Here is a 12,170-nt window from a genome sequence, read left to right on the forward strand (position 1 = left end):
TCTTTTTAAAGTAGTTCTTTTTTCTATAAAAACTCTTAATCTTTTTCTTCTTTTTCAATTTCAGCGCGATATTGTATAACATCATCAACTAAACCAAACTGTTTCGCTTCTTCTGCTGTCATAAAGTGATCACGATCGAGAGTTTTCTCAATAATATCATAATCCTGTCCTGTATGTTGAACATAAATTTCATTTAAACGCCGTTTCATTTTTATAATATCTTGTGCATGCCGTTCAATATCTGAAGCCTGGCCTTGAAACCCCCCAGATGGCTGATGGACCATAATCCGTGCATTTGGTAATGTAAAACGGTGACCTTTCGCACCAGCCGTTAAAAGTAATGATCCCATAGAAGCTGCTTGCCCCATGCAAAGTGTAGAAACAGGAGAGCGAATAAACTGCATAGTATCATAAATTGCCATACCAGATGTTACTACACCACCTGGCGAATTAATATAAAGGCTAATTTCTTTCTTAGGATTTTCCGCTTCTAAAAAGAGTAATTGCGCACAAACAAGCATTGCCATACCATCTTCAACAGGACCATTAATAAAAATGATCCGCTCTTTTAAAAGACGAGAAAAAATATCATAGGCTCGCTCGCCACGATTAGTCTGTTCAATCACCATAGGAACAAGACTTAATGCTGTTTTCGTTAAATTACTCATGTTTTTATTTCCGTTCATATACTAAGAATCGTTCTTCACATATTTAATGCTTTTGTCCATAAAATAGCATTACCCTCTTCCACAAGCTACAATTAACGATTCTTCGAATAGGATTAAAATCCCAATGGTTAAAATAGCAATAACGCTCATTGAACAAATTATAGACATCAAAAATGCAAAAAACTGCCCAATGGTAAAAGCGTCCTTCCTAATTTTTTGAGTGATCCTTGCCTTTTTGTAAACATGCAATCCTATGAAAAATAGTTCTGTAATTAGCTCAAGGCCAAAATATAAGAAAAATGTCTCCAGTTTTTTTCAGTCCCATCATAAGAAACTCTCTTGCTTTGCTTCATGTAAAAAAACATACGGTGTAGTCAATCGTGAAATATTATCATTCATCGGTAAATACCTTAATTTCAAAATTTCCCGATAAAGCCAGTATTCTTTCCCTTTAATCAAAACAAGGCCTAAATGTGACACTTAAACCTAAGCCAATTAAGGACACTCTCTGGATTTCTCCAATAACCCTAAAACGCTTTTATAATAGGATTATTGAGCGGAAAATGAAGTGCAAAATTTTCTGTTTCTACATCATTTTTTCTTGCACATCAAACTTTATTTGTATCTTGATGAAACTCTTTGTGAAAAAATCTGCATTCAAGCAAATACTGCTCTACTGATACTTCATCCCCACAACAAAAAAATCCGAAGATGAAACCACTGTACAACGTTATCTGCCATCAGAAAACTTAAATCAAAGCATAAATTGCTAAATGTCGTAGAATTAATTCGCCCTTGTACAATTCAAAAACAACAGATATTTTTTACTTTTGCCCTAATTGTAAAATTCAATGTACCACTCAATTTCCATCATCGAGAACAATGATCACTTAAGTTATCTTCTTTGTCCACTATATAAAAGCATAAATATTTTACAAACACCGAATTAAAAATATTCCAAACTTACGCGAAATAATTGCTCCACATCACGAACACTTTCAGCAAGAGCAAAAATAACTATCCTATCACCTGATAAAATGCGTGTATCTGCCGAAAGCTGTATTATTGTCTTATTGCGATAAATCGCTCCAATTCTCAAACCATCTGATAAATTGAGCTCCGACAATGGCTTCCCCACTAAGGAAGATGTTTGCATTACTTCAGCCTCAATAATTTCTGCCTTGCCATTAAAAACCGAATGAACAGCACGAATACGTCCACGCCGCATTTGTTGCAAGATTTTTGATATTGTAACACCATGAGGATTAAGATAAGCATCCACACCAACTGCGCGACTAAAATCCTGGTAAGCAACATTATTGATCAATACCATATTGGCTTTACATCCCAGTCTTTTAGCAATAATAGCACTTAAGAGATTAACCTGATCCTGATTGGTCAATGTAATCATTAAATCAGCCTGATCAATTCCAGCATCCTGAAGAATCACTGGATCTAGCACGTTACCATATAAAACGGTTGTTTTTTCAAGTTGATCAGCAATTGCTAAAGCTCTTTCTCTCTGTGATTCTATAATTTTCAGTCTTAATTTATGGAAACGTTGTTCAATAGCCTGTGCAACATAAAGACCAATGTGGCCACCTCCTGCAATAATCATGCGATGAGCATCCTGTTCTTTATGACCGAAAAGTCCAACTGCACGACGCATCTGATCACGAGCGGCAACAAGATAAGTCACATCACCAACGCGTAATTGTGTCTCTGAGTGCGCTACAAATACTTCTGAACCGCGTTTAATAGCAGTAACCGTCGTACGAAGATCTGGAAAAAGCTCTGTCAACTGACGCAAAGGTGTATTAATAATTGGACAATCTTCCATACATTCCAAAGCCAATGCAACGATATCATCATCACAAAAATAAAGTACATCTATTGCGCCAGGCAAAGCAATCCGACGCAAAACCATTTCTCCAACTTCAACTTCCGGAGAAATAACAACATCAATGGGAATATTCTCTCTAGCAAAAAGTGTTTTGTAACGCGGTTCCAAATAGGATTGTGAACGAATGCGAGCGATTTTTGTTGGAACATTGAACAGTGAGTGTGCGACTTGGCAAGCTACCATATTGACTTCATCAAATAAAGTCACAGCAATCAACATATCAGCCTTGTCTGCACCTGCAGCCAAGAGTACCTCAGGCTGCGAACCATGACCAACAAAACCTCTTACATCCAGCGTATCACGAATCTTTGCAATTAATATCTCTTCAATATCAATAACGGTAACATCATGATTTTCGGCAGCAAGACGCTCTGCTATCCCATAACCAACTTGTCCTGCTCCGCAAATAATAACTCGCATAATTTTACGAAACTCCAAGCGCCTTAAGCTTACGATGCAAAGCTGAACGCTCCATACCTATAAATTCAGCTGTACGTGATATATTTCCACCCAAACGCCCAATCTGCGCCTCTAAATACCTCTTTTCAAACAATTCCCGTGCTTCACGCAACGGTAATTCCATTATACTTTCATCCGAATCCATTTGGAATCCTGGTAAAGAATCACTCACTTCAGTCGGGAGAAACTCCGTTGTTATTGGATCATCGCCATCCCGCACAAGAATGAGAAGACGCTCAATATTGTTCCGTAACTGCCGTACATTGCCCGGCCAAGCATGCGCTTTTAAAATAGCAATAACATCATCACTAATTTCACGTGGCTTAATACCAACTTGTTGCGATATTGTTTTTACAAAATGGCGTACAAGTTCTGGAATATCTTCACGACGCTCTGAAAGTGGTGGAACAGCAATAGGAACAACCGAAAGTCGATGAAAAAGATCTTCTCTAAAACGCCCATCAGAAATGAGGCTTTCCAAATTTTGTGCTGTTGAGGAAATAATACGAACATCTACCTTGACACGTTTTGTACCACCAACTCTCTCAAATGTCTGCCCCGTCAACACCCGAAGAATCTTACCTTGAGTCTCGCGTGGCATATCAGCAATTTCATCAAGATATAATATCCCCCCGTGTGCTTCCTCTAAAGCGCCAATCTTGCGCTCTCCCCCCTCCATTTCATTGCCAAATAATTCTATTTCCATTCTTTCCGGCGTGATCGTTGCTGCATTTATTGTAACAAATGGTCCATGCGAACGCGTTGAAAGCGCATGAATCGCACGAGCCACCATCTCTTTTCCCGCACCCGAAGGACCTGTAATCATGATGCGGCTATTAGTCGGTGCTACTTTTTCGATAATTTGACGTAAATGTTTCATAGCAGTTGATGTTCCGAGCAATTCTGATGTCTCGCTCGAACGTTTTCGCAATTCTAAAAGCTCGCGTTTTAAATTTGAATTTTCAAGAGTCCGTTCTGCTACTAAAACAAGCCGATCAGCCTTAAAAGGCTTTTCAATAAAATCGTACGCACCTCGTTTTATAGCAGAAACAGCCGTTTCAATATTACCATGACCAGAGATCATAACTACAGGAAGAGTAGGATATCGTGTTTTAATTTCATCAAGCAACGCTAAACCGTCAAGACGACTTCCTTGTAACCAAATATCCAAAAAAATAAGCTTTGGAATACGTTCACTAATTTGTGCTAATGCTTCATCAGAATTGCACGCAACACGCGTTTCATAGCCTTCATCATCCAAAATACCAGCAACAAGCTCGCGAATATCCGCCTCATCATCAACAATTAAGATATCTGATACCATTCTATTCCCCTATCTTATGATTTATGATTCGCGGCTTGCACAATACTATCCTGCTTAATCCCATCCGCAGGAAATATCAAACGGATCATCGCGCCACGACCTTCATAAAAAACCTTCGGTGCGTCATGCAATTCCATATAACCACCATGATCTTCAATAACTTTTCGTACAATGGCCAATCCAAGCCCTGTCCCTTTTTCTCGTGTTGTTATGTAAGGCTCTAATAATTTGTGCCTTTGTTCTTTAGGAAGCCCTTTACCGTTATCAATAACATCCACAACCACATACCCTTCTTGACGATAAGAACGAACAAGAATATGGCCGTGAATACCTTCCTCTCGTACAACTGAATCAATAGACTCACTCGCATTTTTTATGACATTACACAAAGCCTGTACAATGAGACGATTATCAAATGCACCCATAAGTGGTACATTCCCTAAATCTTGCTCAAAATGAATATCATGTCGTGTAACTTCTATCAAGAAACATGCTTCTCGTAGCAATCCGCGTATATCTAAAATATCCATTTGCGGTTTAGGCATACGCGCAAAAGAAGAAAACTCATCAACCATACGCCCAATATCCCCAACTTGGCGAATAATCGTATCAATACACCGCTCAAAAACTTCCCTATCCTGTGTAATCACTTTGTTGTAACGTTTACGAATACGTTCAGCTGATAACTGAATAGGTGTAAGTGGATTTTTAATTTCGTGTGCTATACGACGTGCAATATCGGCCCATGCCGATGAACGTTGTGCTTCAACAAGATCTGTAATATCGTCAATGGTTAAGACCCAAGATTGTCCCTGCCCATCATCCTCCTCCATCGTAATCTGCACATTACAAACACGTTCTTGTCCTGCAACCCTTAGGGTTACCTGCTCACGATGATTTTTGCGACCTGAGGAACATGCGAGCTGAAAAACCTGTCCAATTTCAGTACTCAACGATAAGAGACTCTGCCCAATAACTTCTTCAGAACGAATATCAAACATCGTCTCAATAGACCGATTGATAATTGTAATCTCGCCATTATCATTAATTCCAGCCACACCTGCTGTTACACCAGACAAAACGGCTTCAGAAAAACGCCGCCTCTCATCAATTTGATCACGAACCGCAATTAATTCATTACGTCGACTTTTTAATTCACTCACCATATAATTAAAAGTTTTTGATAATTGCCCAATATCTCCGTCCCTCGCGCGTACAGGTACAAAAACTTCCATATTTCCAGAAGCAACATTATCAGCTGCACCAATAAGAAGACGAATAGGACGCACCAACCGATCAGCAACAGCAATACCAGCCCAAATGGCTGATAAGAATAAACTAAAAAAAAGGCATAGATAAAGCATACCAAATGCGATTTGCGTCAACAGACGATTTTCATTTAAATCACGATAACGGTCTGTATTGACTTCTGTCAAACGCAAAGCAGATAAAACATCTTTATCAACATCACGCACTAAATATAAAAATGTGTTGGGAATATTGGTAAATTTTAAAATAATACCAAAATAATCGTGAACTCCTGGTTGAAAAGAAAATGGTCTTGCACTGGTTGCACGCTCGATAAGATTGGATGGGGGGATAGGCAATGTCTCTTCATCACCAAAATCACTCGAGATAAAAACAGTTCCACTCGAACCTAACAAAAATGCACCACGCAGATTCCGTCCTACAGCGTGACGCGTCAACTGCATACGATATTCAGCTGGATTACGCTCTAAAAGCTTTTTGTTATCGAGTGCAAATGCCATAGCATAGGATAAATTCTTCATGTTTTGAAGCATTTCATCTGCATAGGCATTGGCTAAATCAATAGAAGAACCTACAATTTGCCGTGTTGTCGTATCAAACCATCTATCAAGACCCAAATTAAGCGCAGGACCTGATACAAGAGCAACAGCAACAGCTGGCACTGTTGCAACAAGTGCAAAGAGCGAAATAAGACGCACATGAAGACGGGAACCAGCACGCCTTGATCGCCATGCATGAATGATGGGGATCATCTCATAAAAAACAATGATTACAAGACCTAATACCCAAACACTATTAATTCCTATAAGAATAAGAGTGACAGTTCTATTAGGAACAACAGGGGTTAACCCAATAAGAACAATAAATGAGACAGACGCTGTGAGTAGAGCCAATACAATGATTGTGATACCTAAAAAGATATACACCTTACTTAAGCGATACAAATCATCATTATAAGTATCTTGATCACTGTCTTGGTGGTTTATCACAGATGTTGTATTCATGATTAACTTACATTACCTTATTCCGTTATCTCCATATAACCTCTTGTGACAAAAATTGACAATACCAATACCACGTTTAAAATGTAGCCAATCTAACAAAACATGAAGAAAGAACTTCTATATCTTTCAGAATACCTTTAACATTAAAGTACGTTCAGTAATACTTTTACAGAGGAGGAGAGATGCGATTAACCAAACAAACAAATTATGCCCTCCGGATGCTCATGTACTGTGCAGAAAATCAAGGATCTCTTAGTCGTATTCCAGAAATTGCCAAAGCATATGCCGTTTCCGAGTTTTTTTTATTTAAAATCCTTCAGCCGCTGGTTGAAGCAGGTTTTATACAAACAGTACGAGGACGCAATGGAGGAGTTAAATTAGCTAAACCCGCAGCAGAAATTTCAGTAGCTGACGTTGTGAAAGTAACGGAAGATAACTTTTCCATCGCAGAATGTTTTGATACGACAGAATCTAACTGCCCATTGGTTGGTTTTTGTAGCTTGAATATTACATTAAAAAAAGCATTAAATGCTTTTTTTGATGTTTTATCCATGACATCTCTTGCTGATTTGCAGCAATCATCCTTTCAAAATCAATCAAAGATTGATAGCGATGAAATAATTAAGACAATCAATTAAAATGAAAGGAAATGAAACATTTCTATTGCAGCAATAATATTAGCCGCTGGACGTGGTAAAAGAGCAAAATCTCCACAAAAAACTCCAAAACAATACCGACTTTTAGGACAAGAGCCGGTCATTTGCCATACTGTGCGTTGTTTTTTGCAACATCCAGACATTACAAGAATCATCTTAGTTATTCATCCAGATGACGATCAAATCTGTCAACAAGCCATTGCCGACTTTAAAAAACATCTTATCATTGTTGAAGGAGGCAACACACGTCAAATTTCCACCTTACATGGACTTCGTGCTTTGGAAAAATATAAACCAAAATATGTACATATCCATGATGGTGCACGCCCTTTTATCAAAAACGAACTCCTTGAACAAATCCATACCACTGTCAACCATCAAGAAGGAGTTCTCCCCGTTCTCGCCATCTCTGATACCCTCAAACGTGTAAATGATACTCATCATGTTTTAGAAACAATTCCACGCACACATCTTTATAGTGCACAAACTCCACAATGTTTTCCCTTTGAATCCATCCTCAAAGCTCATGAAAAAGCAAAGCAAGCTTGCAAACAAGAATTTACCGACGATTCAGCAATTGCCGAATGGTTTGGGCTTCCTATGCGGACCATCCCTGGAGATCCTAACAATATAAAAATTACATGGCATGAAGATTTTTACACAGCACATCTCTATCTCCAGAAAAAAATGCAAATGTTCCCTGATATTCGTACCGGCAATGGTTATGATGTTCATTCTTTCGAAGAAGGAACTTCTCTTACATTATGTGGAATAAAAATTCCTTTTCATAAAAAATTAAACGGACACTCCGATGCTGATGTTGCTCTTCATGCACTCACAGATGCCCTTCTTGCTACGCGAGGTGCAGGAGATATTGGTACACATTTTCCTCCCTCTGATCCTAAATGGAAAAATATATCATCAGAAATTTTTCTCCGTCACGCCATTGATATTATTAAACAAGCAAATGGACGTATTGCCAATGTTGATATTACACTAATCGCTGAAAACCCTAAAATCAGCCCCTACCGTCATATAATGACAGAAAATCTTATGAAGATACTCACAATTTCATCAGATCGTATCTCACTTAAAGCGACAACAAATGAAAAACTTGGATTTATTGGTCGTGAAGAAGGTATTGCAGCTCTTGCAACTGCTACAGTTCTTTATCCAGGAGAAATTCCCAAATGATATATTCTTGTGAAGAAAAAGCATATGCAGTTCTTAACGCTTGCCGCCAAAAAGGTGTCCTCTTAACAACTGTCGAATCTTGTACAGGGGGCCTTATTGCTGCAAATCTCACAAATATTGCAGGCTCGTCAGATGTGCTCGATTGTGGATTCATTGTTTATTCAAACGAATCTAAAACACGTCTTGTTGGCGTATGCGCTGAACTTATAAAATCGTATGGTGCTGTTTCAAAAGAAGTTGCCCTTGCCATGGCTGAGGGTGGTTTAAAACACTCACGTGCTGACATTGCAGTGTCTGTAACAGGAATTGCAGGACCAGGAGGTGCGTGTCCTCATAAGCCTGTGGGACTTGTACATTTCGTAATTGCTTACAAAAACCATCAACCCCTCCATACAGAAATGCATTTCGGGAATATTGATCGAAATGCTATTCGCTATGCAACCGTCGAAAATGCTTTGCAAATGATTTTGAATTCTCTCAAGTAACATTTTCCACATATAATTGATCAAACACAGTCCAAAATACACAAAACTACTTATGTAAAAAACAATAGAAAGAATTATGCTACTGGGAAACCATAAACTTGATGGGCACGCATCTCAAAAGCATTGGTAAACTTATGAAAAGCAACATCAAACATTGAACCCATCACTAGCCCAAGCATTTTACTTTTAAATTCATAATCAATAAAAAACTCTATGTTACATTTATTTGTATTTTCAATGTGACTAAATTTCCAGCGATTTTCAAGATATTTAAATGGACCATCAATATATGTAACCTCTATAAGGTTTTCCTTCGGATGAAGAAATACTTGAGTTGTAAAAGTTTCCCGGATCACTTTATAACCAACGGTCATGTCAGCGAGAAGCAATGTCTTTGCCTCATACTCCTTCCGAGAACGCACAATTAAAGCTTCACACATTGGTAAAAATTCGGGATAGCGTTCAATATCCGCGACAAGATCAAACATCTCACGAACACTATGAGAAATCTGCCGCTGTGTTGTAAAAGTTGGCATAGCTATCTCTGTAAAGCAAATTTTTCATCACGTGCCTTTTGCAAAATTGCAAAATCATCCCCTGCATGATGAGAAGAACGAGTCAGAGGATTGGAAGCCATATGCAAAAAACCCTTCACTTTACCAATTTTAGCAAAAGACTCAAATTCCTCAGGGGAAACAAAACGAATAACCGGATGATGCTTTCGTGTAGGCTGTAAATATTGCCCAATTGTCATAAAATCAACATCAGCAGAGCGTAAATCATCCATCAATTGAAGAATTTCATTTCGCTCCTCCCCAAACCCAACCATAATACCTGATTTTGTAAAGATTGTTGGGTCAAGTTCTTTAACGCGTTGTAACAACCGAACTGAATGAAAATAGCGGGCTCCTGGACGAACCTTTAAATATTTAGAGGGAACTGTTTCCAAATTATGGTTAAAAACATCAGGCTTAGCAGCGACAACGATTTCTAACGCGCCATCCTTATGACGAAAATCAGGTGTAAGAACTTCAATTGTCGTTTTAGGCGCTTTTCGACGAATAGCATAAATAACCTTTGCAAAATGCTGTGCGCCACCATCTGCAAGATCATCGCGATCAACAGATGTAATCACAACATGTTTTAATTCCATCTGTGCAACAGCATCTGCTACACGTTCTGGCTCATTCTCATCAACTGCAAGCGGAATACCTGTTGCCACGTTGCAAAAAGCACAAGCCCGTGTACATATCTCACCTAAAATCATGAAACTAGCATGCTTCTGGCTCCAACATTCACCAACATTTGGGCACCCAGCTTCTTCACAAACAGTTACCAATTTATTGGCACGCACAATTCCATGCGTTTCTTTATATATTTGTGATGTTGGCGCTTTTACACGAATCCAATCCGGTTTTTTCTGAATGCTTGTATCTGGACGATGCGCCTTCTCAGGATGACGCAGACGTCTGTTCGTAACTTTATCAACAACCGTAACCATTTAAGCCTCTGCCTTTTTAATAATGGAACGCCGATGAAAAATCACAAAATACAAGATTTTTCATACAATCCAGCTATCAAGCATTTAGAACTTGACCATAAGCATCCAATACACTTTCTTTCATCATTTCCGACAATGTTGGATGTGGAAAGACGGTATGCATCAATTCTTCCTCAGTTGTTTCAAGATTCATAGCAATAACAAAACCTTGAATCAGTTCTGTTACTTCTACTCCTACCATATGTGCACCAAGAAGCTGTCCTGTTTTTTTATCAAAAATCGTTTTCACTAATCCTTGATCTTCCCCTAAAGCAATTGCTTTACCATTAGCGGAAAAGGAATAACGACCAATACGTATATCATAGCCAGCTTCTTTCGCTGCTGCTTCTGAAAGTCCTACAGAGGCAACCTGTGGTGTACAATATATACACCCTGGAATTTTTCTTTTATCAAGCGGATGGGCACTCTTTAAACCTGCAAGATGCTCAATACATATCACACCTTCTTCTTCTGCTTTATGTGCTAACATAGGAGGACCTGCTACATCACCAATAGCATAAATGCCTTCCACCCCCGTACAACTCCATTCATCAGTTACAATACACCCGCGATCGGTTTTTATACCTAATGCTTCCAATCCAAGATTTTCAATATTACCCTGAACCCCAACGGCTGAAATAAGCCTATTAGCTGTGATTGTTTCTGTCTTACCATTCACATCAATATGCGCGGTGAGAGAATCAGAAGCTTTTTCAACCTTTGTTACTTTTGCTTGCGTGAGAATTCGTATACCTCTTTTCTCTAACTGCTTACGAGCAAATGTTGAAATTTCAACATCTTCAGCTGGCATAATATGAGGCATCATTTCAACAACAGTTACCGTCGCCCCCATATCATGATAAAAAGAGGCAAATTCAATACCAATTGCCCCTGATCCTATTACCAAAAGCGATTTCGGTATTGTGTGAGGAATCATCGCTTCAAAATAAGTCCAAATAAGCTCTCCATCTGGCTCAATACCAGAAAGAGCACGAGGACGTGCACCCGTTGCAATAATGACATGCTTTGCTTGATAGCTCCCCTCTCCTAATGTTCCTTTGGGGACTGGATTTTGTGGTTGCATAATTGGTTTAGATGATGCAGAAACCATAATTTCTGCAAGCAGATCTCCCTTCGCTTGCTTAGTGAGTTTTGCTTCGCCCCAAATTATATCAATCTTGTTTTTTTTCATCAAAAAACCAACACCAGCATTTAAACGTGCTGAAACTCCACGCGAACGTGCCACAACATCTTTGATATTTGCTTCAATTGAACCGTTAAGCTTTAGACCATAATCTTTCGCATGTTCAGCAAAATGCTTCATTTCTGCTGAACGTAAAAGTGCCTTTGTGGGGATGCAACCCCAATTTAAGCAAATTCCACCTAAATGCTCACGTTCAACAATCGCAGTCTTGAAACCGCACTGCGCCGCCCGAATCGCAGTTACATATCCGCCAGGACCAGAGCCAATTACAATTACATCATAACGATTTGCCACACTCATTCCTCCATGGATACATACAAAACAAATATACACTTTTTAAACTAAAAATTAAAAACCAACACGATAGAATTTTCTTGCGTTTTTCATTCCAAATTCTCTCTATAGCTTGGATCAAACTAGGAAAAACGGCAAAACCACCATTTAAACTTTCCTAATCTGTTTTT

At 38.8% G+C, this 12,170-nt stretch carries 10 protein-coding genes; 3 read left to right on the forward strand and 7 right to left on the reverse strand.

What is annotated here, in order from left to right:
- Nucleotides 1-35: 35 nt before the first annotated feature.
- From MCS_RS01405 to MCS_RS01420, 4 genes are all read right to left on the reverse strand, one after another.
- The gene (locus MCS_RS01405; protein WP_004854662.1) at nt 36-668 is read right to left on the reverse strand and encodes an ATP-dependent Clp protease proteolytic subunit; all 633 of its coding nucleotides are present in this window, start codon (nt 666-668) and stop codon (nt 36-38) included.
- A 946-nt stretch (nt 669-1,614) separates the two neighbouring features.
- Nucleotides 1,615-2,991, reverse strand: a complete 1,377-nt coding sequence (gene trkA / locus MCS_RS01410) for a Trk system potassium transporter TrkA (protein WP_004854667.1) — start codon at nt 2,989-2,991, stop codon at nt 1,615-1,617.
- A gap of 4 nt (nt 2,992-2,995) precedes the next feature.
- Nucleotides 2,996-4,354 (reverse strand): nitrogen assimilation response regulator NtrX, encoded by a 1,359-nt coding sequence (gene ntrX, locus MCS_RS01415; RefSeq protein WP_004854669.1) that lies wholly within the window; start codon nt 4,352-4,354, stop codon nt 2,996-2,998.
- Between the two features lie 14 nt (nt 4,355-4,368).
- Nucleotides 4,369-6,627 (reverse strand): sensor histidine kinase, encoded by a 2,259-nt coding sequence (locus MCS_RS01420; protein WP_004854672.1) that lies wholly within the window; start codon nt 6,625-6,627, stop codon nt 4,369-4,371.
- A gap of 182 nt (nt 6,628-6,809) precedes the next feature.
- Between MCS_RS01420 and rirA the strand changes: the two genes are divergently transcribed.
- Genes rirA through MCS_RS01435 form a run of 3 tightly spaced genes read left to right on the forward strand, consistent with a single transcriptional unit; the run spans nt 6,810 to nt 8,962 of the window.
- Entirely contained in the window at nt 6,810-7,265 is a 456-nt protein-coding gene (gene rirA, locus MCS_RS01425) for an iron-responsive transcriptional regulator RirA (RefSeq protein WP_004854674.1), read from the forward strand.
- 18 nt (nt 7,266-7,283) lie between these two features.
- On the forward strand, nt 7,284-8,477 hold the full coding sequence (locus tag MCS_RS01430; RefSeq protein WP_172462897.1) for a bifunctional 2-C-methyl-D-erythritol 4-phosphate cytidylyltransferase/2-C-methyl-D-erythritol 2,4-cyclodiphosphate synthase: 1,194 nt from the start codon (nt 7,284-7,286) through the stop codon (nt 8,475-8,477).
- Entirely contained in the window at nt 8,474-8,962 is a 489-nt protein-coding gene (locus MCS_RS01435; RefSeq protein WP_004854678.1) for a CinA family protein, read from the forward strand. The genes MCS_RS01430 and MCS_RS01435 overlap by 4 nt, the downstream gene beginning before the upstream one ends.
- Nucleotides 8,963-9,036: 74 nt before the next feature.
- Here the strand turns inward: MCS_RS01435 and MCS_RS01440 are convergent, their stop codons facing one another.
- The 3 genes from MCS_RS01440 to lpdA form a co-directional block, all read right to left on the reverse strand.
- Nucleotides 9,037-9,498 carry a type II toxin-antitoxin system RatA family toxin gene (locus MCS_RS01440; RefSeq protein WP_004854680.1) on the reverse strand — a complete coding sequence of 154 codons (462 nt, stop codon included), beginning with the start codon at nt 9,496-9,498 and terminating at the stop codon, nt 9,037-9,039.
- Nucleotides 9,499-9,500: 2 nt separating this feature from the next.
- Complete coding sequence (gene lipA, locus MCS_RS01445) at nt 9,501-10,463, reverse strand: lipoyl synthase (RefSeq protein ID WP_004854682.1); 963 nt, start codon at nt 10,461-10,463, stop codon at nt 9,501-9,503.
- Nucleotides 10,464-10,539: 76 nt separating this feature from the next.
- On the reverse strand, nt 10,540-12,000 hold the full coding sequence (lpdA, locus tag MCS_RS01450) for a dihydrolipoyl dehydrogenase (protein ID WP_004854687.1): 1,461 nt from the start codon (nt 11,998-12,000) through the stop codon (nt 10,540-10,542).
- Nucleotides 12,001-12,170: the final 170 nt, after the last annotated feature.

Source organism: Bartonella doshiae NCTC 12862 = ATCC 700133 (assembly GCF_000278155.1).
Lineage (GTDB): Bacteria > Pseudomonadota > Alphaproteobacteria > Rhizobiales > Rhizobiaceae > Bartonella > Bartonella doshiae.